At 73.8% G+C, this 21,166-nt stretch carries 17 protein-coding genes; 11 read left to right on the top strand and 6 right to left on the bottom strand.

All coding sequences use genetic code 11. The features are described 5' to 3' along the window. Positions 1 to 95 precede the first annotated feature (95 nt). The 3 genes from KSE_RS38235 to KSE_RS08500 form a co-directional block, all read right to left on the bottom strand. Complete coding sequence (locus KSE_RS38235; RefSeq protein WP_014134877.1) at positions 96 to 2,411, bottom strand: hypothetical protein; 2,316 nt, start codon at positions 2,409 to 2,411, stop codon at positions 96 to 98. A 153-nt stretch (positions 2,412 to 2,564) separates the two neighbouring features. Beyond that, positions 2,565 to 3,329, bottom strand: coding sequence for a TetR/AcrR family transcriptional regulator (locus KSE_RS08505; protein ID WP_014134876.1), 765 nt, complete (start codon positions 3,327 to 3,329; stop codon positions 2,565 to 2,567). Positions 3,330 to 3,448: 119 nt separating this feature from the next. After that, complete coding sequence (locus tag KSE_RS08500) at positions 3,449 to 4,009, bottom strand: NUDIX hydrolase (RefSeq protein ID WP_014134875.1); 561 nt, start codon at positions 4,007 to 4,009, stop codon at positions 3,449 to 3,451. 121 nt (positions 4,010 to 4,130) lie between these two features. Between KSE_RS08500 and KSE_RS08495 the strand changes: the two genes are divergently transcribed. Then, positions 4,131 to 4,487: a hypothetical protein gene (locus KSE_RS08495; protein ID WP_014134874.1), complete on the top strand. Its 357-nt coding sequence runs from the start codon at positions 4,131 to 4,133 to the stop codon at positions 4,485 to 4,487. Between the two features lie 26 nt (positions 4,488 to 4,513). Next, positions 4,514 to 5,746 carry a serine hydrolase domain-containing protein gene (locus KSE_RS08490; RefSeq protein ID WP_014134873.1) on the top strand — a complete coding sequence of 411 codons (1,233 nt, stop codon included), beginning with the start codon at positions 4,514 to 4,516 and terminating at the stop codon, positions 5,744 to 5,746. A gap of 45 nt (positions 5,747 to 5,791) precedes the next feature. On the opposite strand, the gene KSE_RS08485 is transcribed toward KSE_RS08490, so the two are convergent. Continuing rightward, positions 5,792 to 6,118 (bottom strand): hypothetical protein, encoded by a 327-nt coding sequence (locus KSE_RS08485; RefSeq protein WP_014134872.1) that lies wholly within the window; start codon positions 6,116 to 6,118, stop codon positions 5,792 to 5,794. 161 nt (positions 6,119 to 6,279) lie between these two features. Here KSE_RS08485 and KSE_RS08480 point away from each other — a divergent pair, with 161 nt between their 5' ends. Both KSE_RS08480 and KSE_RS08475 read left to right on the top strand, forming a co-directional pair. Then, complete coding sequence (locus KSE_RS08480; protein ID WP_033260104.1) at positions 6,280 to 6,708, top strand: DUF6325 family protein; 429 nt, start codon at positions 6,280 to 6,282, stop codon at positions 6,706 to 6,708. Between the two features lie 85 nt (positions 6,709 to 6,793). After that, the gene (locus tag KSE_RS08475) at positions 6,794 to 7,093 is read left to right on the top strand and encodes an SHOCT domain-containing protein (RefSeq protein WP_051055137.1); all 300 of its coding nucleotides are present in this window, start codon (positions 6,794 to 6,796) and stop codon (positions 7,091 to 7,093) included. Positions 7,094 to 7,123: 30 nt separating this feature from the next. Here KSE_RS08475 and KSE_RS08470 read toward each other — a convergent pair whose 3' ends face one another. Continuing rightward, positions 7,124 to 8,104, bottom strand: coding sequence for a terpene synthase family protein (locus KSE_RS08470; RefSeq protein WP_014134869.1), 981 nt, complete (start codon positions 8,102 to 8,104; stop codon positions 7,124 to 7,126). A gap of 337 nt (positions 8,105 to 8,441) precedes the next feature. Here KSE_RS08470 and KSE_RS45710 point away from each other — a divergent pair, with 337 nt between their 5' ends. The 7 genes from KSE_RS45710 to KSE_RS08435 all read left to right on the top strand — a co-directional run bounded on the left by KSE_RS45710 (position 8,442) and on the right by KSE_RS08435 (position 19,063). Then, entirely contained in the window at positions 8,442 to 11,399 is a 2,958-nt protein-coding gene (locus tag KSE_RS45710; protein WP_014134868.1) for an ATP-binding protein, read from the top strand. A gap of 139 nt (positions 11,400 to 11,538) precedes the next feature. Then, positions 11,539 to 12,609, top strand: coding sequence for an aldose epimerase family protein (locus tag KSE_RS08460; RefSeq protein WP_014134867.1), 1,071 nt, complete (start codon positions 11,539 to 11,541; stop codon positions 12,607 to 12,609). 306 nt (positions 12,610 to 12,915) lie between these two features. Beyond that, complete coding sequence (locus tag KSE_RS08455) at positions 12,916 to 14,199, top strand: extracellular solute-binding protein (protein WP_033260102.1); 1,284 nt, start codon at positions 12,916 to 12,918, stop codon at positions 14,197 to 14,199. Between the two features lie 106 nt (positions 14,200 to 14,305). Beyond that, on the top strand, positions 14,306 to 15,256 hold the full coding sequence (locus KSE_RS08450; protein WP_014134865.1) for a carbohydrate ABC transporter permease: 951 nt from the start codon (positions 14,306 to 14,308) through the stop codon (positions 15,254 to 15,256). Positions 15,257 to 15,306: 50 nt separating this feature from the next. Then, positions 15,307 to 16,230, top strand: coding sequence for a sugar ABC transporter permease (locus KSE_RS08445; RefSeq protein ID WP_014134864.1), 924 nt, complete (start codon positions 15,307 to 15,309; stop codon positions 16,228 to 16,230). Between the two features lie 63 nt (positions 16,231 to 16,293). Continuing rightward, positions 16,294 to 18,012: a glycoside hydrolase family 13 protein gene (locus KSE_RS08440; RefSeq protein WP_014134863.1), complete on the top strand. Its 1,719-nt coding sequence runs from the start codon at positions 16,294 to 16,296 to the stop codon at positions 18,010 to 18,012. A gap of 25 nt (positions 18,013 to 18,037) precedes the next feature. Next, entirely contained in the window at positions 18,038 to 19,063 is a 1,026-nt protein-coding gene (locus tag KSE_RS08435) for a LacI family DNA-binding transcriptional regulator (RefSeq protein WP_014134862.1), read from the top strand. 72 nt (positions 19,064 to 19,135) lie between these two features. On the opposite strand, the gene KSE_RS08430 is transcribed toward KSE_RS08435, so the two are convergent. Then, on the bottom strand, positions 19,136 to 21,070 hold the full coding sequence (locus tag KSE_RS08430; RefSeq protein WP_014134861.1) for an AMP-dependent synthetase/ligase: 1,935 nt from the start codon (positions 21,068 to 21,070) through the stop codon (positions 19,136 to 19,138). Between the last annotated feature and the right edge of the window lie 96 nt (positions 21,071 to 21,166).

Raw genomic sequence — 21,166 nt, 5'->3', positions numbered from 1 at the left:
ACCGGCCGTCCCCCGGGACCCTGGACGGGGCCCGGGGGACGGGTGCTGGGAAACGGGTGCTGGGAAACGGGTGCTGGGGAACCGTCAGACAAGCCCTAGCCGAAGGGGTTGTGCTGGGGCGGGGCCTGGGGGGCGGCGGGGGCCGGTGCGGGGGTGGCCGGGGGCGGGGTGGTCTGGGCGAAGGGGTTGAAGTCGGGCGGGGGGACCTTGACCAGGCGGCCCTTGGTCGGGTCGGCCTCTTCGGGGGCCTCGGCGGGGGTGGTGGTGCTGGGGGCCGGGGGCGCGAAGGGGTTGAAGTCCGGCGGCGGGACCTTGACCAGGCGGCCCTTGGTCGGGTCGGCCTCCTCCGGCGCCTCGGCGGCAGCCGGGGGCGGGACCAGCGGCGGGGCGCTCGGGCGGGGCGGGATGGCGCTGGGGGCCGCGCCCGCGGACGGGGAGGTCACGGTGCCGAACGGGTCGGCGGGCTCGGAGGAGAGCGTCGTCCCGAACGGGTCGGCGGCCGCCGGGCTCGGCGCGGCCGCGAGGGTGGGCGCGGGGGCCTGGGGGGCGGCGGGGGCCGGTGCGGGGGTGGCCGGGGGCGGGGTGGTCTGGGCGAAGGGGTTGAAGTCGGGCGGGGGGACCTTGACCAGGCGGCCCTTGGTCGGGTCGGCCTCTTCGGGGGCCTCGGCGGGGGTGGTGGTGCTGGGGGCCGGGGGTGCGAAGGGGTTGAAGTCCGGCGGCGGGACCTTGACCAGGCGGCCCTTGGTCGGGTCGGCCTCTTCGCGGGCCTCGGCGACGGGTGCGGGCGCGGGCGTGACGGGCGCGGCCGGGGTCGGGGCGGCGAAGGGGTCGGGGGTGGCGAACGGGTCGCTGCCGCCGAACGGGTCCGCCGCGGCGGCGACCGGTGCGGGGGCCGGTGCGGGGGTGGCCGGGGGCGGGGTGGTCTGGGCGAAGGGGTTGAAGTCCGGCGGGGGGACCTTGACCAGGCGGCCCTTGGCCGGGTCGGCCTCCTCCGGCGCCTCGGCGACGGGCGCGGGCGCGACGGGTTCAGGCGCGGGGGCGGTAGGCGTCGGTGCGGGTTCCGGCGCGGGCGCGGGCGCGGCCGGGGCGGCGAACGCGTCCGCCGAGGCGAGCACCGGGGAGGCGGTCGCCTGCGCGGGCAGGTCGCCCGGGCCCGGCGTGCCGAACGGGTTGAAGTCGGACGGCGGCACCCGTACGGCCGTGCCCGACGGGCTGTCGGCCGGCTCGGGCGCGGCGGCCACCGGCAGTTGGGCCGGCGGGGCGGGCGGCGCGGTGGGGGCGGTCTGGGCGGGCACCGGGAGCGGTGCCGGTGCGGAGACCGGCGGCGCGGCCGGGAAGGCGCGGCCGACCGGGACCGGGGCCGGGGCGACCGAGACGCCGTCCCAGGCGAGTTGGACGGTGCAGAGCAGGTCCGCGAAGACCGAGGTGTACACCGTCCAGTCCTCGGAGTCCGAGGTGGAGAGCTGGACGGTCAGCACGGTGGCGCCGTCCGGCATCGGGACGAACGCCTCGACCACGGTGCTCCGCACGTGGCCGTTCGGGTTCTCGTCCCGCAGTTCCTTCAGGGTCGGGACCACCCGGGTCTCCACCAGCAGCGCCGCCGGGCCGGCCGGCAGCAGCACCGTCCACACCTCGGCGTACGGGCGCTCGGTCGACAGGTCGACCGCCAGGTCCTGGATCGGCTGGGAGCACTGGACGGTCGACACCAGCAGCGACACCCGGGAGCGCCGGCCGTCCATCAGCAGCGCGCCGATGCCCGCGTAGGCGACGTCCGCCGCCGCGAACTGCTCGGCGAGCAGCGCCGCCACCACCGCGAAGTCGTTGCGCTCGGCCGGCGAACCGCCCGAGAACACCTCCTCGGCGGTCTCCGCCAGGTGCGCGGACAGCGCGTTGCCCGAACCGCGGACGGTCAGGGTGTGGAACAGCGGCGGCACCACCAGCCGGGCCTCCACCCCCGAGCCGGTCGACAGCTCGTCGGGCGCCACGGTCACCCGCGGCTCGGCGAGCGCGGCCAGCGCCGGGGTGAACCCGGCCAGGCCGTCGCCCTCCAGCCCGGTCGGCTCGGCGTGCAGGCGCAGCGCGGCGGCCGACGGCAGATCGCCCAGGCCCAGCGCGGAGGCGCCGAAACGGTTGGTCAGCACCGGGACGGCCTCGCGGCCGGCGGCGGCGTTCGGGCGGCGGAGGCTGGACACCTCGACGACGGTGCCGAGCTTCGGCACGGCCAGCAGACCGGGGCCGATCTGGCTGATCCGCAGGCCGAACAGGGCCTTGGCGGCCGGGTGTTCGGACTGGCGGAACGCGGTCAGCGCGGCGGCCTGGTAGTGGGTGGCGCGGCTGCCGAGAAGTGCGGCGCACGCCGCGTCCAGCGTGGCCGTGATCCGGTCTGCGGCGGCGAAGCCGTCCTGCGTCATTCGCCGAGCCCCCCTCGTTCTCGGGTGTGGACAGTTCAGCCACTTTTTATCAGACCCGGGCGGTGGGGGCGGCGGGTTGACCGGGGGGACGGTCCGCGGGGGGAGCGCTTGTCCGGGGTTATCCGGGTTGGGGGTCTTCCCGGGCCGTCCGGGTCATCGGGTCAGGCGGAGCAGCGGGGCGGCGAGTTCGGGGGCGGTGAAGGTGGCGAGCAGGTCGCGGAGCAGCAGGGCGGTCGGCCCGTCCGGCTCCTCGGTGGCGAAGAAACCGCCGAGCAGGGCGGCGAGTTCGGGGTCGCGGGTGGCGGCGACGGCCAGCGCGGCGACCAGCTCCTGGACCAGCTGGAGCTGCAGGGTCTCCACCGGGACGGGCTTGTCGGCGAGCCAGTCCAGCGAACTGATCTCGGCGTTGGCGATCCAGGCGCGGACGGTCCGGCGCAGCGACGGACTCGGGTCGGGGACGCCCAGGTGCAGCAGGATCTGCTGCTGCGCGGCGCGCCGGACCTGGTCGATGACGGCGTCCGCGTCCGGGCTCGCGGTGACCGAACCGCCGCGCAGCAGGGCGGTGAAACCGGCCGCGTGCGACTCCACGAAGTCCAGGTAGCGGCCCATCACCCGGAGCAGCCGCTCGGAGAGCGGCCCCTCGCCCGGCTCCTCGAACCGCCCGGCCAGCTCGCGCCCGGCCCGGCGCAGCGCCTCCTCGTACAGCGCCTGCTTCCCCGGGAAGTAGTGGTACACCAGCGGACGGGACGCCCCCGCGGCGGCGGCGATGTCGTCGATCGAGACGTCCTCGGGGGCGCGGTCCGAGAAGAGCTGCAGCGCGACGGCGATCAGCTGTTCGCGGCGCTCGTCGACGCTCAGCCGGCGGCGGGGCGCGCGTTCCGCTGCGCGGGGGGTGGCGGACGGCGTACGGGAAGCCATGCGGGCCACCCTAGTTCTTCGGGCCGGTGGCCGGGGCGAGCCGGGTGGCCGGGGCGAGCCGGGTGGCCGGGGCGAGCCGGGTGGCCGGGGCGAGCCGGGTGGGTGAGGGCCCGGGGGTGTCAGTCGGCGGGGCGCAGGGCGAGGTAGCGGCGGTACGCCTCGCGGCCGTCGGGGACGAACTCCCAGGTGGCGAGGCGGTCGGCGAGTTCGTCCTCGGTGAGCCAGTCGTACCAGGCGACTTCGGAGCGCTGGGGGTCGACCGGGCCGTCCCAGACGGCCTCGTGGATGTCGGACCACCAGCTGTAGCGGTCGCCGTCGCTGTAGAGGAAGCGGAACAGCGGGCGGGTGCGGACGCCGCTGACGCCGAGCTCCTCCTCGGCCTCGCGGACGGCTGCCTCGGCGTAGCTCTCGCCGGCGCCGACCACGCCGCCGACGAAGCAGTCGTGGGCGCCCGGGGCGAAAGCCTTGGTGTCGGTGCGGCGGTGGGTGAAGATCCGGCCGCGCGGGTCGCGGACCAGCACGAAGACGCAGCGGTGGATCAGGCCGTCGCGGTAGACCTCGGAGCGCGGGGCGGTGCGCAGCACGCGGTCGTGCTCGTCGACCACGTCGAGGATCTCGTCGAGGTCGGTGGCGGGGGCGTCGGGGAGCGCGGGGTTCTCGGGGTTCTCCATGTCGGCCATTGTGGGGGCCGCGGTGCGGCGGGCGGCGTGGGGGCGGCGTCACCCGAAAGAGTTGGTATACGCAGGGATTGGTCCGGGAATGACCCGGACGGATCGTCAGTCCCCTTTCCGAGGAGCAGAGTTGAAGAACCGCGCCGCCGTCCTCTCCGTCGCCGCCGCCCTGGTCGCGCTCGCCACCGCGCTGCCCGCCTCGGCGGCCCCCGCGCCCGGGTCCGGGTCCGCGTCCGCCGGCAGGTCCGTCCGCTCGGGCCTGGACTGCACCACCTGGATCCACAACAACGACCCGCTGTACGGAGGTGTCGACTGTACGAACAACACCGGCTCCCCGGTCACCTTCCACGCCGACATCGTCTGCGGCTGGGCGCCGGACGTCACCGGCAACTCGGTGACCGCCTACCCCGGCCAGACCCAGGAGTCCTCCGGCCACTGCGCGATCTACTCGTCGGGCATCGGCCACATCGGGTGGACGGTGGAGTGACGATCGGGCCTGTCTAGGCTGGCGGGGTGGAGAACCAGCAGCAGATCCAGGGGTACGTGGCGGACGGCTTCGAGCCGGTCCGGGAGGCGTTCGCGGGCAACTTCCGGCTGTACGGGGAGTTGGGCGCGGCCTTCGCGCTGTACCTGGACGGGCGGCCGGTGGTCGACCTGTGGGGCGGGGACGCCCGGCCGGAGGTCGGCGCCCGGCCCGCCCCCGCCGTCGGCTGGGAGGAGGGGACGGCGCAGGTGCTGCGCTCCGTCACCAAGGGCCTGACCGCCGCCGCCGCGCTGCACCTCGCGCAGCGCGGGCTGCTCGACCTGGACGCGCCGGTCGCCTCCTACTGGCCCGAGTTCGCCCGGGCCGGGAAGGAGCGCGTCCCGGTGCGCTGGCTGCTCTCGCACCAGGCCGGCCTGCCCGCGCTGGACGTGCCGCTGCGGATCGAGGACGTGCTCGCCTGGGAGCCCGCCGCCGCAGCCGTCGCCGCCCAGGCCCCCGCCTGGGAACCCGGCACCGCGCACGGCTACCACCCGCTGACCTTCGGCTGGCTGGTCGGCGAGGTGGTCCGGCGGGCCGGGGGCCGCAGCGTCGGGCGGTACTTCGCGGAGGAGATCGCCGACCCGCTCGGCCTCGACCTGTGGATCGGCCTGCCCGCCGCCGCGTCCGGCCGGGTCGGCCGGCTCGTCGACCTGCCCGCCCCCGAGGCCGCGAAGCTCGCGCCGGGCGGGATGCGGATGCGCCCCAAGCAGTCCGTGCTGGACGCCTACCGGGACCCGCGCTCGCTGACCGCCCGCTCGTTCGGCGCGGTGCGCAGCAGCGTCGACCTGAACGACCCGGCGGTGCAGGCCGTCGAGGTGCCCGGCGCGGGCGGCATCGGCACCGCCCGCTCGCTGGCCCGGTTCTACGCGGCGCTGATCGGCGCCGCGGACCGGGCCGACGCGCCCGGGCAGCGACTGCCCGCGCTGTTCGCGCCCGAGACGCTGGCCGAGGCGGCCGGCCCCTCGGTGCAGGGCCCGGACCGGGTGCTGATCGTCAACACCGCCTTCGGCCAGGGTTTCTTCCGGCACGGCGGCACCTCCCCGATGGCCTCCCCGGCCAGCTTCGGCCACCCCGGCCGGGGCGGCTCGCTCGGCTTCGCCGACCCGGAACTCGGCCTCGGCTTCGGCTACGTCACCAACGGCATGCAGCCCGGCGTCACCGGGGACATCCGCTCCCGGGCGCTGATCGCCGCGGTGCGGCAGTGCTTGGCGGCGCGGGGCTGAAGCGGCGCGGGGCCGAGGAGGCGGAGAGGGCGGGGCCGGCGGGGGTCAGGCCTGGCCGGTTTCGAAGTGGCTCACTCGGCCGTCCGGGGTGACGGTGAAGCGCCAGGCGGTGCGCATCTCGCCCCAGGTGTCGTTGCGGTAGTCGGCGACCAGGGCGCGGCCGCCGGACTTCTCGGTCTGGACCTCGATGTGGCCGTGCGAGGAGAAGATCTCGCGGTCGACCCAGTCGGCGAGGTCGCGGGCGGAGCCGTCGTCGGACATGGTGGCGTCCTCGGTGAGGGCGGCGAAGAAGGCGTCGCGGTCACCGGCGTTGACGGCGCCGAGCAGGCGGCGGACGGCGGGGTCGGAGAGTTTGTCGACGGCGATGGTCATGGCGGTGGGGCTCCTTCGGGTGCCGGGTGGCCGGATGGTGTCTCGACGGGACCACGGGCCGCCGTCGGCCGCCACCCGGGCCGGTCCGCTGCCCGGGCCGTCAGATGAATCGTGTGATTTGATCCCGGTATGAGGGATTTGTGCACGGAAGGGAGCCGCTGATGGGGCCGGCCGAACTGCTCGTCCTGACCTTTCCCGAGGCGACCATCAGCACCGAGGCGGCCACCGCGCTGGTCCGGCTGCGGGACGCCGCCGGGGTCCGGGTGATCGACTCGCTGGCGGTGGTGCGGGACGCGGAGGGCGACGCGACGTACGCGGAGCTCGCCGACTTCGACCACCTGCGGGGCGTCGAGGGCCTGGACGCCGAGGAGTTGCCGCTGATCGGGCCGGAGGACGCCCAGGAGGTGGCCGAGTTGCTGGAGCCCGGCAGCGCGGCGCTGATCGTGCTGATCGAGCACCTGTGGGCGGAGGAGGCGGCGGCGGCGCTGCGCGCGGTCGGTGGGCGGATCGCCTCCGGGGTGCGCATTCCGCCGGAGAACATCGAAGAGGCCGTCCGCGCCGCCGAGGCGCGCGTCGCGGCGGGAGAGTGAGGGCGTCGTGTTCCGACCGATGAGGCCGATCCGGCCGGTCCGGGTGGTTCGCCCAGTGGGGCGTCCGCTCGCTCGGGGACTGCTGGTGGGCGGTGCCGCGTACGCCGCGGGGCGGGCGGGGGCGCGCCGGGCCGCGAACGAGCAGGGTCAGGACGAGGCGATCGCCGAGCTCCAGGCCGAGCAGCAGCAACAGGCCGTCCAGCAGCAACAGCAGGCGTACGCGCCGCCGCCGCAGCCCGTCGCACCGCAGCCCGTCGCGCCGGTGGCTTCCGGCGGGGGCGGGGAGGACGTGGCGAGCAAGTTGAACCAGTTGGCGCAGTTGGTGCAGCAGGGGCTGCTCACCCCGGAGGAGTTCGCCGCCGCGAAGGCCAGGCTGCTGTCCTGAGCGGCCGGGGCGGGCCCGGGCGGCCGGGCGTCACCACAGCTGGTCCCACCACCAGGCGATCTCGGGGTAGGGCGGCGGGGTGAGCCGGCCGTCGGCGGGCCGTTCGGCGCGGACGGCGACGGGGAGGCCGCCGGGCGGGCGCTCGGTGTAGCGGGCGGAGGTGAAGCCCCACTCCAGGTTGCCGCTCACCAGGTTGGACAACTGGTTGATGTAGCGCCGCAGTTCGGCTCCGGCGCGGCGGGAGGTGCGGTCCGCGAGGCGGAGGAACAGGCACATGGTGCGGTCGTGCAGGGCGGCGGCCTCCTGGAGGGCCCGTTCCTGGTCGCAGCCGAGGTGGCGCTGGAGGGCGTCGACGATGTTGCTCTCCAGCGCGCCGTGGTCGTCCTCGCGGCGGAAGGAGTAGACGTCGGCCGCGACCAGGACCAGGAACTTGGCGGCCTCGGTGAGCGCGTGCACCCGGGGCGAGTCCAGCTGGGACTGCGGGATGGCGGTGCGCTCGCAGACCTCGATGATCTCGATGCAGGAGCGGCTGCCGCGGTCCAGCGGGCCGATGGTGAGGTACTCGGAGAGCGTCATCGGCCGCCGCTCGGTGCGGTAGGCCACGATCGTGGCGGCGCCCATGAAGGACTCCAGCTGGCTGTCGGCCCAGCGCTTCACCGAGAGCGCGGGGGCCCAGGAGCGGGCCCGGTCGAACACGTCGCGGACCGAGGCGACGTAGAGGTCGGTCTCGCCCGGGTGGGACTGGGTGGAATTGATAACAGCGAGTAGCGTGGCTGCTATCGTCAGTACCCGGGACGGGTCCCGGCTGAGTCCGCCGGTGTCCCACTCGTCGTCCAGGGTGAGCATGCTGCACAGCCACTGGGAGGCGAGCTCCAGGCCGGTCGTTCCGTCGGCGTCCTTGGCGATCCGGCAGACGAATTCGTGCGCGCCGATGGCGAGGAGACGCTGTCGGCGTTCCGCGTCCGCCGCGAATCCCATTGTTTCGAGCCAGAGTTCGGTGCTCTTTCCCACGGCTTCGTGTGCGGGGTGCAGGCCGGACGGAATCGGGCAGAAGAGCGGGGGTATTGCAGCCAACGTGTCTCCAGAGCAGCCTGTTGCCGGTGGGGCGCGAATGGGGGTGCGCAACCCGCGCGTTGGCCTTCCCCCCTGAAGATCGACTACACCTTCGTGGCCTGAAAGTTATCCGATCGGATCGTCAGATGTCCTGGCTGGTAAGGCATTTGCCCGAGGCAAAGCCTTCTAACCCTGCGTCACGCACCCCTGCCTGCACGAACGCCGCCCGCGCGGCCCGCGACGGCGCTAAGGTCGGGAGCGGAGAGCCGGACGGTGAGGCGGAGGGACGACGGACGTGGCCGAAGAGCAGAACGGGCCGCAGGGGCGGGAAGCCGGCGCGGATGAGGTCGGCCATCGGCTGTGGGAACGCGAACAGGAACTGCGTTCCGTCGAGCAGGCGGTGGAGAAACTGTGCCGGGAATTCGCCGCGGGCGGACTGAAGATCGGCGAACTGCTGGTCTTCTCCGGTTCCCCGGGCATCGGCAAGACCTCCATGCTGGAACAGGTCCGCCGGATCGCCGGCGCCCGCCAGGACTCCACCGTGCTGTTCGCCCGGGGCAGCGAGCGCCAGCGCAAGGAGCCGTTCCGGGTGCTGCGGCAACTGCTCCTGCCGGTGCTCAGCGACCTCGACGAGGCCGAGCACAAGGAGGTGTTCGGCAGCTGGGAGAACATCGTCGCGCCCGCCGTCGGCCTGGCCCCGCCGTCCGACGAGGTCGAGCGGATGCTCGACCCGCAGAGCGTCCGCGACGGCCTGGACTTCGTCATCACCCAGCTCGCGCCCCGGCGCGCCCCGCTGGTGGTGATCGTCGACGACCTGCACGCCGTCGACCAGGAGTCGCTGACCTGGCTGGCCTCCTTCGCGGTGCGCGCCCGCGAACTGCCGGTGCTGCTGGTCTTCGCCTACCGGCACGAGTTCGAGGAGGAGGCCAGGCCGCTCGCCGCGCAGATCGCCGAGCGGGCCGCCCGCAAGCACGAACTGCTGCCGCTCAACCCGGTGTCGGTGGCCGCCATCGTGCACGGCGAGTTCGCCGAGGCCGACGACGCGTTCTGCCGCCAGGTCTGGGCGGTCACCGCCGGCGCCCCGTACGACACCGTCGCGCTGCTGCGCGAGGTCCGCGACCAGAACCTCGAACCGGTCGAGGAGAACTCGCCCCGGCTGCGCGACCTGGCCGCGGCCGCCCGCGGGCAGGGCCGCGACTACTGGCTGGACAAGCTCGGCATCACCGTCATCCGGTTCGCCTGGGCGGCCGCGCTGCTCGGCACCGAGATCCGCGAGGACGTGGCCGCCGCGATCTGCGCCCAGGGCCCCGCGCAGGCCGACGAGTCGGTCCGGGTGCTGCGCCGGATGCGGGTGCTCACCAGCCAGCCCGACGGCAGGCTGGAGTTCGTCCACCCGCTGATCGCCACCTCGATCTACCAGTCGATCCCGCCCAGCACCCGCACCGGCATGCACGGCATGGCCGCCACCGTGATCGAGAACAGCGGCGGCTCGCTGCTGACCGCCTCCCGCCACCTGCTGGAGACCCACCCCGGCGAGGGCGACGACGCGATGGTGCGCAAGCTGCGCCGGGCCGCCGCCGAGAACCTCGCGATCGGCGCGCCGGAAGCCGCCCGCCGCTGTCTGGAGCGCGCCCTCAACGAGCCGCCGGACGAGGAGGACCAGGCCGAGGTGCTGTTCGAACTCGCCTGCGCCAGCCTGCTCACCGACCCCGGCGCCACCGCCAACCAGCTGCGCCGCGCCATCGACATGGAACCCGGACTCAGCCCCGACCTGCGGGTCGAGGCGGTGTTCCGGCTCTCCGAGGTGATCGCCCACAGCGGCGACCTGAGCACCGCCGCCGCGCTCTGCCTGGACGAGTCCGAGCGCGCCCCCGCCGGCCCCGGCCGGGTCCGGCTGCTGGTCGCCCACCTGCTGTACACCGCCCTCCAGCGGGACGAGGAGAACGGCCCCGAGCGCGCCGCCCGGGTCCGCCGGCTGGTCGAGGAGGTCGACCCCGACAGCGAGGCCGCCCGACCCGTCCGCGCCCTCTACGCCTGGGACCTCACCCTGCAGGGCGGCAGCAGCACCGAGGCGCTGCGGGCCGCCGACGCCGCGCTGGTCGACGGCCGGCTGCCGCGCAGCCTCGGCTGGACCAACACCACCTGGAACTTCGAACTGCCCGCGCTGCTCGGCCTCTGCTTCGCCTACAACGACGAACTCGGCCGCGCCGAGAAGCTGTTCAGCTCCGCCATCCTGGAGTTCGAGATCGCGGGCTGGAGCGGCGGCCACCGCGGCTTCGCCTACTTCCTGATGGGCTACGCCCGGCTGCGCCGCGGCTTCCTCCCGGAGGCCGAGGACTTCCTGCGCCGCGGCCTGCGGATCGCCGACCGGATGGGCACCGGCCTGCCGCTGACCTGGAACCTGGCCGGCGCGCTGATCGACACCCTGCTCTCCCGCGGCCGCGACCACGAGGCGTGGGAGGTCGCGGTCAAGTACCGCTTCCTGCCGCCGTACCACCAGACCGCGCTGCTGCTGCCGGACGTCGCCACCATCTACGGCAAGCTGCTGATCTCGCGCGGCGACCACGCGATGGCGGTCGAGGTGCTGGCCGAGACCGGCACCCGGCTGGACAAGCGCGGCTGGCGCTCGACCGTGCACGCCCCGTGGGCCGGCTACCTGGCGGTCGCGATGGCCGGGCTCGACCTGCCGTCGGCCCGGAAGAACGGCGACGACGCGGTGGCCCGGGCCCGGGAGTCCGGCTCGCCGTCGGCGATCGGCACCGCGCTGCGGCTGGCCGCCAGCGTCTGGGAGGGCGCCCACGCCGTCGAGTTGCTGCAGGAGTCGGTCGGCTGGCTGGGCCGCTCCCCGGCCAGCTACGAGCACGCGCACGCGCTGATCGACCTGGGCGCCGCGCTGGTGCAGGTCGGCCGCAGCCTGGAGGCCGAGGAACACCTGTACCAGGGCATGGAGTTGGCCAAGCACTGCGGCGCCGACGGCCTGGAGGTGCGGGCCCGCAACGTGCTCGCCTCGGCCGGGCTGCGGCCCAGCCGCCCGCAGTCCCCGGCCAAGGACACCCTCAACCCGCAGGAGCTCGCGGTCGCCCGGCTCGCGGTGCGGGCGCTGCCGCCGCAGCGGATCGCCGAGGAGCTGCAACTCCCGCTGGGCGTCGTCAAGCAGCGGCTGGCCGCCGTCCACCGCAAGCTCGGCACCGGTCCCGAGGGGCTGGCGGACGCGCTCGGGTTCCCGGCCGACGGTCCGGGGCAGGGCGGCTGACGGTGCGCGGGCCCGGCGGCCGGCGGTGCGGGGGAGCGGCCCGCCGCGCGGGGAGGGCGCGCGGGGCGGGTCGCCGGTCCGCGCGCCCGGTCGGGCTACGCTGACCGGACAGGGTGATCACGAACCGAGGAGCAGCCCCATGACCGCGCCGGCCGAGTCCACCGAGGTGCGCCGGGCACCGTACGACCACTCCGGGGCCGGGATGGGCCTGGAGCGCTGGACGCTGCGGTCCGGCCCGATCGAGGCCAGCGTGATCACGCTGGGCGCCGCGCTGCACACCCTGACCGCGCCGGACCGGCACGGCACCCCCGCCCAACTGCTGCTGACCAGCGAGGACGTGGGCACCCTGCTCGGCCCGGCCAAGCACTACGGGGTCACCGTCGGCCGGTACGCCAACCGGATCGCGGGCAGCCGGATCACCGTCGACGGCGTGGACCACCCGCTGCTGCCCACCGGCCACGGCGTCACCCTGCACGGCGGCCCCGACTCCTTCTCGCACCGGGTCTGGGACGCCGAGGAGATCCCCGGCGGCGTCCGGATGCACCTGCACTCGCCCGACGGCGACCAGGGCTTCCCGGGGGCGCTGGACGTCTGGGTCGAGTTCACCCTCACCGGCTCCGACCTGGCCGTCTCCTACCGGGCGGTGACCAGCAAGCCGACCGTGCTGAACCTGACCAACCACGCCTACTTCAACCTGGCCGGCGAGGGCCGCGGCGACGTCCTCGGCCACCTGCTGACCGTCGACGCGGACGCCTACACCCCGGTCGACGACCGGCAGGTCCCGTACGGCCCGTACGAGCCGGTGGCGGACACCCCGTTCGACTTCACCACCGCCCGGGCGATCGGCGAGCGCATCCGGGACGGGCACCCGCAGCTGAAACTTTCCCGCGGCTACGACCACAACTGGGTGCTGCGCGAGCGCCCCGCGGACGGGCCGCCGGTGCGGGCCGCGCTGCTGGCTGACCCGGGCAGCGGGCGGACGCTGGAGGTGCTGACCACCGAGCCCGGCCTCCAGGTGTACACCGCGAACGGCTTCGACGGCGCGGTCACCGGCCCGTCCGGCACGGCCTACGGCCCGTACGCCGGGGTGGCGCTGGAGACCCAGCACCACCCGGACTCGCCGCACCAGCCGTCGTACCCGTCGACCGAGCTGCGGCCGGGGCAGGAGTTCCGCTCCACCACCGTGCTGCGGCTGGGCACCGCCGGCTAGCCCCGCCCCGTCCGTCCGGAGGCCCCCGGGAGCGCTGCTCCCGGGGGCCTCTTTCGCGCGCGCCGATTGCAAGGAGTTTCCGAAAGGCGACGGATGGTCAAGACGCGCGGCGGCAACTCTAAGGACACGTGGGCGTAACGATCCCCGTCATCTTGCGGAAACTTGCTGCAAGACCTTTCAGCAACGCTTGCCGCGCTGTTACGTTCCTGCTCAAGCCCGGCGGCCGAAACGTGCGGTCGGCTTCGGACAGCCATTATGCGCCGTCCTCCTCCATCTCGGGCACCCCCACCTTTCCTAGGAGTTTCCATGCGGCGTGGCATCGCGGCCTCCGCTCTCGTTGCGGCTCTGGCGGTCACCATGGCGGCTTGCGGCAGCAGCGGCTCCGGCTCGGACGCCAAGGGCGACGGCGGACCGGTCACCATCACCTACTGGGACACCTCGAACGCCACCAACGAGGCTCCGAACTACCAGGAGCTGGTCAAGAAGTTCGAGGCCGCGAACCCGAACATCAAGGTCAACTTCGTCAACGTGCCGTTCGACACGGCGCAGAACAAGCTGCAGACCGCGATGGGCGCCAAGGGCGCGCCGGACGTCTTCCGCTCCGAGGTCGGCTGGACCTCCGCCTTCGCCAAGGCCAGCTACCTGGAGCCGCTGGACGGCACCCCGGCGCTGACCGACGCCGCCGCCTTCCAGCCCTCGCTGATCCAGCAGGCCAAGTACGCGGGCAAGACCTACGGCGTCCCGCTGGTCACCGACACCCTCGCCCTGATGTACAACAAGGACCTCTTCGCCAAGGCCGGCATCACCGCGCCCCCCACCACCTGGGACGAGCTCAAGGCCGACGCCGCGCAGCTGAAGGAGAAGGCCGGCGTCGACGGCTTCTGGCTGAAGGCCGCAGACGGCTACTACGCGATGCCGTTCCTGTACGGCGAGGGCAGCAACATGGTGGACGCCGCCGGCAAGAAGATCACCGTCAACTCGCCCGAGGCCGCCAAGGCGATCGACACCTACAAGTCGATGTTCACCTCGCCCGGCACCGTGAAGGCCGACGTCACCACCGACGCCTACGCGCACATGATGGACGCCTTCAACAGCGGCAAGGTCGCCGCGATCATCCAGGGTCCCTGGGAGGTCACCAACGTCTACAAGGGCGCCGCCTTCGCCGACAAGAAGAACCTCGGCATCGCGGCCGTCCCGAACGGCTCCGCGGGCAAGGGCGGCGCCCCGACCGGCGGCCACAACATCTCGGTCTACGCCGGCTCCGACAAGGCCCACAAGGCCGCCGCCGAGAAGCTCGCCGGGTTCCTGACCTCCGCCGAGAGCCAGACCTTCCTCGCGCTGAAGAACGGCACCCTGCCCACCCGCGCCGACGCCTACACCGCCGAGGTCAAGGCCAACCCCGGCATCGCCGACTTCCAGGCCGTGCTGAGCTCCGCCCAGCCGCGCCCCGAACTGCCCGAGTACGCCTCGCTGTTCGGCTCCTTCGGGACCAACCTCGGCAAGATCGTCCAGGACCAGTCGGACGTCAAGGCCGGCCTCGACGCCACCGCCACCGACTACGCGAAGCTCCTCCCGGACTTCACCAAGTAAGCGGACCGGCCGCCCGGCCCACACCTGACGGTGGGCCGGGCGGACCCGTCAGACCCCCAGCAGTCGCCGAGGCAGGCGGCGGACCTCCCGGAGAAGGTGTCAACCCATGGCAGTTGCGGTCGCACAGCGCATCAGGCTGTCGTACTCGAAGTACTGGTACGCGTACGCGATGATCGCGCCGGTCGTGATCGTCCTCGGGGTGCTGGTCGGGTACCCGCTGGTGCGCGGCGTCTACCTGACCCTGACCAACGCCACCAGCCTGAACGTCGGCCGGCAGATCGGCGTCAACCACATCCCCGACAGCTTCGACTTCGTCGGGCTGGACAACTACGCGGACGTGCTGTGGGGGCCGACCGCCTACGACCGGTTCTGGTCGCACTTCATCTGGACCGTCGCCTGGACCGCGATCTGCGTCGTCCTGCACTACGGCATCGGCCTCGGCCTGGCGCTGCTGCTCAACCGCAAGATGCGCGGCCGCGGCCTGTACCGGCTGGTGCTGATCCTGCCCTGGGCGGTGCCGACCTTCGTCACCGTCTTCTCCTGGCGGCTGATGCTCGCCGACGGCGGCGCCGTCAACGGCCTGCTCGGCCTGCTGCACCTGCCCGAACCCGGCTGGCTCTCCGACCCGCTGGCGCAGAAGGCCGCCGCGATCCTGGTCAACACCTGGGTCGGCGTGCCGTTCATGATGATCTCGCTGCTCGGCGGACTCCAGTCGATCCCGCAGGAGCTGTACGAGGCCGCCGAGATGGACGGCGCCAGCGCCTGGCAGCGGTTCCGCCACGTCACCATGCCCGGCCTGCGGACCGTCTCCTCCACCGTCGTGCTGCTCGGCGTGATCTGGACGTTCAACCAGTTCGCCGTCATCTTCCTGCTGTTCGGCTCCGGCGCCCCCGACGCGCAGATCCTGGTCACCTGGGCCTACCGCCTCGGCTTCGGGCAGCAGCCCTCCGACTACGCGCAGTCCGCGACCTACGGGATCCTGCTGCTGTCGATCCTGATCGTCTTCACCGGCTTCTACCGCCGCTGGCTGGCCCGGAACGAGAAGGCCAACGGATGAGCGCCGAGACCGTCCCCCAGACCGAGGAACCCGACCAGGCAGGCAGCCCCATGACACTCACCGCCGACCGCCCCGCCGACCGTCCCGCCGACCGCCCGGCCGCCGGAGCGGCCACCGCCGGACGCCCCGCCAAGGTCCGCCGGCGCGGCCGGTCCTCCCCGCTGGCGTCCGTGCTCGCGCACGGCACGCTGATCGCCGCCAGCCTGGTCGCGCTGTTCCCGGTGCTGTACATCGCGTACATCTCGCTCGGCCCGGACGACAACGACTACCTGCACCCGGCGAAGATCTTCGACAAGATGACCTTCGCCAACTACGGCAAGGTGATGGGCGACACCGGGTTCTTCACCTGGTTCGGCAACTCGGCGATCGTGGCCGGCGGCACCACCCTGGTCGGCGTGCTGATCGCCGCCTCCACCGGCTACGCGGTCTCCCGGATGCGCTTCCCCGGCTACCGCCAGCTGATGTGGACCCTGCTGGTCACCCAGATGTTCCCGATCGCGGTGCTGATCGTGCCGATGTACTACATCCTGTCCAACCTCGGCCTGCTGGACAGCTACAGCGGCCTGATCATGGTCTACTCGGCCACCACGGTGCCGTACTGCGCCTGGCTGCTGAAGGGCTACTTCGACACCATCCCGATGGAGATCGACGAGGCCGGCCGGGTCGACGGGCTCTCCCCGATCGGCACCTTCTGGCGGCTGATCCTGCCGCTGGCCCGCCCGGGCCTCGCGGTGGCCGCGTTCTACTCCTTCCTCACCGCCTGGGGCGAGGTCGCCTACGCCTCGACCTTCATGCTCTCGTCCGACAAGTACACGCTGGCCGTGGGCCTGTCCTCGTTCGTCAGCGAGCACGACCACCAGTGGCAGCTGATGGCCGCCACCTCGGTGCTGATCGCCATCCCCGCCGCGGTCGTCTTCTACCTCGTGCAGCGGCACCTGGTCACCGGCCTGACGGCCGGCGCCGCGAAGTCCTGACCGGCCCCGCCCCGCGCCACCTCCCACACGTCACTTCCACAGCCTCCGAGGGATGACCGTCCAATGACCCAGAACCTGGCCGACGCCTCCCGGCCCGCCGCCGTTCCCGCCGCTCGGACCGCCGCGACCGCCGGGGCCTCCAGAGGCGGCTGGTGGCGGGACGCGGTCATCTACCAGGTGTACCCGCGCAGCTTCGCCGACGGCAACGGCGACGGCATGGGCGACCTGCCCGGCATCCGGAGCCGGCTGCCCTACCTGCGCGACCTGGGCGTGGACGCGGTCTGGCTCTCGCCGTTCTACGCCTCCCCGCAGGCCGACGCCGGCTACGACGTGGCCGACTACCGGGCCGTCGACCCGATGTTCGGCACCCTGCTGGACGCCGACGGGCTGATCCGCGACGCCCACGCGCTGGGCCTGCGGATCATCGTCGACCTGGTCCCCAACCACTCCTCCGACCGGCACGAGTGGTTCCAGCGCGCGCTGCGCGAGGGCCCCGGCTCCCCGCTGCGCGAGCGCTACCACTTCCGCCCCGGCAAGGGCGAGGACGGCGAACTGCCGCCCAACGACTGGGAGTCCATCTTCGGCGGCCCGGCCTGGACCCGCACCACCGACCCCGACGGCACCCCCGGCGACTGGTACCTGCACCTGTTCGCCCCCGAGCAGCCCGACTTCAACTGGGACAACCCGGCCGTCGCCGACGAGTTCCGCTCCATCCTGCGGTTCTGGCTCGACATGGGCGTCGACGGCTTCCGGATCGACGTCGCCCACGGCCTGGTCAAGGCCCCCGGCCTGCCCGACCTCGGCGGCCACGACCAGCTCAAGCTGCTCGGCAACGACGTCATGCCGTTCTTCGACCAGGACGGCGTGCACGCCATCTACCGCAGCTGGCGGCAGATCCTCGACGAGTACCCCGGCGACCGGATCGGCGTCGCCGAGGCGTGGACCCCGACCGTCCAGCGCACCGCCAACTACGTCCGCCCCGACGAACTCCACCAGGCGTTCAACTTCCAGTACCTGGGCACCGGTTGGGACGCCGACGCGCTGCGCGAGGTGATCGACGCCTCGCTCGACTCGATGCGCCCGGTGCAGGCCCCCACCACCTGGGTGCTCTCCAACCACGACGTCACCCGGCACGCCACCCGGTTCGCCAACCCGCCCGGCCTCGGCACCCAGATCCGCACCCCCGGCGACCGCGCCCTCGGCCTGCGCCGGGCCCGCGCCGCCAGCCTGCTGATGCTCGCGCTGCCCGGCTCCGCCTACCTCTACCAGGGCGAGGAGCTCGGCCTGCCGGACGTCACCGACCTGCCCGACGAGGTCCGCCAGGACCCGTCCTTCTTCCGGCAGGCCGGGCAGGACGGCTACCGCGACGGCTGCCGGGTCCCGATCCCGTGGTCCGGCACCGCCGCGCCCTACGGCTTCGGCCCGCGCGAGGGCGGCCCCAGCTGGCTGCCGCAGCCCGCCGAATGGGCCGGGCTCTCGGTGGAGGTCCAGACCGGTGACCCGACCTCGACGCTGGAGCTCTACCGCTCCGCGCTCGCCGTCCGCCGCGCCCAGCCCGCGCTCGGCGCCGGCACCGACGTCGAGTGGCTGCCCGCCCCCGCGGGCGTGCTGGCCTTCCGCCGCGAGGCCGCCGAAGGATCGTTCGTGTGCACCGTCAACACCACCGGCCGGCCGGTCCGGATCCCCGCCCCCGGCCGACTGCTGCTCGCCTCCACCGAGACGGCCGGCACGGCGGGCGACGTCGAAATCCCCGCCGACAGCACCGCATGGTGGGCGGTCTGACGTGGTTGCAATAGGCTCTGGGATCGTGACTACGGCGCGACTCTCCGACATCGCGGCGCAGGCGGGGGTCAGCGAAGCCACCGTCAGCCGCGTCCTCAACGGCAAGGCGGGCGTCTCCGCGACCACCCGGCAGACCGTCCTGGCCGCACTCGACGTGCTCGGGTACGAACGGCCCACCCGGCTGCGCCAGCGCAGCGCCGGGCTGATCGGCCTGATCACCCCGGAACTCAGCAACCCGATCTTCCCCGCGCTGGCCCAGGTCATCGAACAGGTGCTCAGCCGGCACGGCTACACCCCGGTGCTCTGCACCCAGACCCCCGGCGGCTCCACCGAGGACGAACTGGTGGAGATGCTGGTCGAACGCGGCGTCGCCGGCATCGTGTTCGTCTCCGGACTGCACGCCGACACCACCGCCGACCACGACCGGTACGCCAAACTCACCGGCCGGCAGGTGCCGTTCGTGCTGATCAACGGCTACAGCGAGAAGATCGCCGCGCCGTTCATCTCCCCGGACGACCGGGCCGCCATGCGGATGGCCGTCCAGCACCTGGTCGAACTCGGCCACGAGACGATCGGCCTCGCGGTCGGCCAGAAGCGGTACGTCCCGGTGCTGCGCAAGATCGAGGGCTTCACCGCCGCGCTGCGCCAGCTCACCGGGCGCACCGCCGAGCAGGCCGAGGAACTCGTCCACCACACCCTGTTCAGCGTGGAGGGCGGGCACGCCGCCGCGCAGGCGCTGCTCGACAAGGGCTGCACGGCGATCGTCTGCGGCTCCGACATGATGGCGCTCGGCGCGATCCGGGCCGTCCGGCAGCGCGGGCTCTCGGTGCCGCAGGACGTCTCGGTGGTCGGGTTCGGCGACTCGCCGTTGATAGCGTTCACCGAACCCCCGCTGACCACCGTCCGGCAGCCGGTCGAGGCGATGGCCACCGCCGCCGTCGACGCCCTGCTGGAGGAGGTCGGCGGGAACCCGGCGCAGCGCTCCGAGTTCATGTTCCAGCCCGAGCTGGTGATGCGCGGCTCGACCGGGTCCGGTCCGCGCAACGGCTGAGGCGTGCGGTTCGGCCCCGGTCTGGCCTCGGTCCGGCCCCGGGAGGCGCGTCCTCCCGGGGCCGGGCCGTTGTCACGCGTAGAGCTGTTCGATGTCGCGGCGGTAGGCGGTGCCGACGGCCTGCCGGCGGACCTTCAGCGAGGGCGTCAGCAGGCCGCGCTCCTCGGTGAAGTCGCCCGCCACCACCCGGATCCGGCGGATCGACTCGGCCCGGGAGACCGTCGAGTTGACGGCCCGGACGGCCTCGGCCAGCGCGGTCAGCACCGCGTGGTGCACCGGGACGGCACTGCCGATGTCGACGCTGCCGCCACCGGGCTGTTCGGCCGGGCCGGTTCGCGGCCGCAGTTCGAGGAAGTGCTCGACCGCCTCCGGGTCCAGGGTGAGCAGCGCGGCCACGTACGGGCGGCCGTTGCCGACCACCAGGGCCTGGCTGATCAGCGGGTGGGCGCGCAGCCGGTCCTCCAGTGGGCCGGGCGAGACGTTCTTGCCGCCGGAGGTCACCAGGATCTCCTTCTTCCGGCCGGTGATGGTCAGGTAGCCGTCCTCGTCCAGCCGGCCCAGGTCGCCGGTCGCGAACCACTCCGGACCCGGCCGGGGCCGCCGGGGCGCTCCCGGTTCGTGGTAGCCGTCGAAGACCTGGCCGCCGCTCAGGAACACCTCGCCGTCCGCCGCGATCCGCACCGCGCCGCCCGGCACCGGCGGCCCCACCGTGCCCGGGCGCGGCCGCAGCGGCGGGTTCACCGTGGACGGGCCGCTGCTCTCGGTCAGCCCGTAGCCCTCGTACACCAGCACCCCGGCGCCCGCGAAGAACAGCAGCAGCTCCGGGTCGATCGAGGAGCCGCCGCTGATCGCGTACCGCACCCGGCCGCCCATCGCCGCCCGCACCCGCCGGTACACCAGCGCGTCGTACAGGCGGTGCGCCAGCCGCAGCGCCGGCGGCGCGGGCCGGCCCTCGCCCGCGAGCGCCGCCAGCTCGGCCCGGGCGTAGCGCACCGCGACCGCCGCCGCCCGGTCGAAGACCCGCACCGCGCCCTTCGCCTGCGCCTCGGCCCGCCCCAGCTGGTGGATCTTCTCGAACAGGTACGGCACCCCGACCAGGAAGGTCGCGCCGAACGAGGCCAGGTCGGGCCGGAGTTCGGCCGGCTTCAGGGACGGGCTGTGGCCGATCCGGATCCGGCCGTACACGCAGGTCACCTGGATCATCCGGCCCAGCACGTGCGCCAGCGGCAGGAACAGCAGGGTGCGCGGCGGCTCGCCGGTCACCTCGGCGAAGACCGGCTCCAGCAGGGCGTGGCAGTTCGCCGCCTCGGTGAGGAAGTTGCCGTGGGTGAGCCGGCAGCCCTTGGGGCGGCCGGTGGTGCCCGAGGTGTAGATCAGCGTCGCCTCGTCGTCCGGGCCGAGGGCCGCCCGGCGGCGCACCAGCTCCTCGGCGGGGACGGCCGCGCCGAGCCCGGCCAGCCGGTCGAGCGCGTCCTCGTCCAGCCGCCACAGCGGCACCCGGCCGCCGGTCCGGGCGATCGCCACGGCCAGCGCCTCGGCGGTGCCGGCGTCCTCCGCGACCGCCAGCACCGGGGCGGAGTCCCGGACGATCCACTCCGCCTGCTCGACCGAGGAGGTCGGGTACACCGGCACCACGCAGGCGCCGGCCGCCCAGGCGGCGAAGTCCAGCAGCGTCCACTCGTACCTGGTCCGCGCCATCAGGACGAGCCGGGCGCCCGGGCGGACCCCGACCGCGATCAGGCCGCGGGCCAGCGCGGCGACCCGGTCGGCGAACGCGCGGGCCGTCACGTCCCGCCAGGATCCGTCGCCTTGACGGATCGTCAGGACGACGGCGTCCGGCGCCTGCTCGGCGTTGCGGAACGGCAGGTCGGCGAGGCTGCCGCGGTCGGGCGGCGGCACCAGGTGCGCCGCCCGGGCCTCGACGACCCGGCCGCCGGCCCGGCGCACCTCGACGGGCGGGGGCGCCAGGCGGCCGCTGCGCGCGGCACGGGCGAGGGGGTGTGCCATGAGCGAACTCCCTTGGGTGGGATGGGGGTTCGCCCAGGGTAGGTACTCGCCGGTAAACTTACTAGAGAGTAAGTTGCTTGGGTGGGACGGGGGTTG

Origin of the sequence: Kitasatospora setae KM-6054 (genome assembly GCF_000269985.1) — a bacterium.
Classification (GTDB): domain Bacteria; phylum Actinomycetota; class Actinomycetes; order Streptomycetales; family Streptomycetaceae; genus Kitasatospora; species Kitasatospora setae.
This window is presented reverse-complemented; position numbering and strand designations above follow the sequence as displayed.

Excerpts from the sequence above, each read along its gene's own strand:
- KSE_RS38235 (WP_014134877.1), bottom strand. The coding sequence starts at position 2,411 with ATGACGCAGGACGGCTTCGCCGCCGCAGACCGGATCACGGCCACGCTG.
- KSE_RS08505 (WP_014134876.1), bottom strand. The coding sequence starts at position 3,329 with ATGGCTTCCCGTACGCCGTCCGCCACCCCCCGCGCAGCGGAACGCGCG.
- KSE_RS08500 (WP_014134875.1), bottom strand. The coding sequence starts at position 4,009 with ATGGCCGACATGGAGAACCCCGAGAACCCCGCGCTCCCCGACGCCCCC.
- KSE_RS08485 (WP_014134872.1), bottom strand. The coding sequence starts at position 6,118 with ATGACCATCGCCGTCGACAAACTCTCCGACCCCGCCGTCCGCCGCCTG.
- KSE_RS08480 (WP_033260104.1), top strand. The coding sequence starts at position 6,280 with ATGGGGCCGGCCGAACTGCTCGTCCTGACCTTTCCCGAGGCGACCATC.
- KSE_RS08460 (WP_014134867.1), top strand. The coding sequence starts at position 11,539 with ATGACCGCGCCGGCCGAGTCCACCGAGGTGCGCCGGGCACCGTACGAC.
- KSE_RS08455 (WP_033260102.1), top strand. The coding sequence starts at position 12,916 with ATGCGGCGTGGCATCGCGGCCTCCGCTCTCGTTGCGGCTCTGGCGGTC.
- KSE_RS08450 (WP_014134865.1), top strand. The coding sequence starts at position 14,306 with ATGGCAGTTGCGGTCGCACAGCGCATCAGGCTGTCGTACTCGAAGTAC.
- KSE_RS08445 (WP_014134864.1), top strand. The coding sequence starts at position 15,307 with ATGACACTCACCGCCGACCGCCCCGCCGACCGTCCCGCCGACCGCCCG.
- KSE_RS08440 (WP_014134863.1), top strand. The coding sequence starts at position 16,294 with ATGACCCAGAACCTGGCCGACGCCTCCCGGCCCGCCGCCGTTCCCGCC.
- KSE_RS08430 (WP_014134861.1), bottom strand. The coding sequence starts at position 21,070 with ATGGCACACCCCCTCGCCCGTGCCGCGCGCAGCGGCCGCCTGGCGCCC.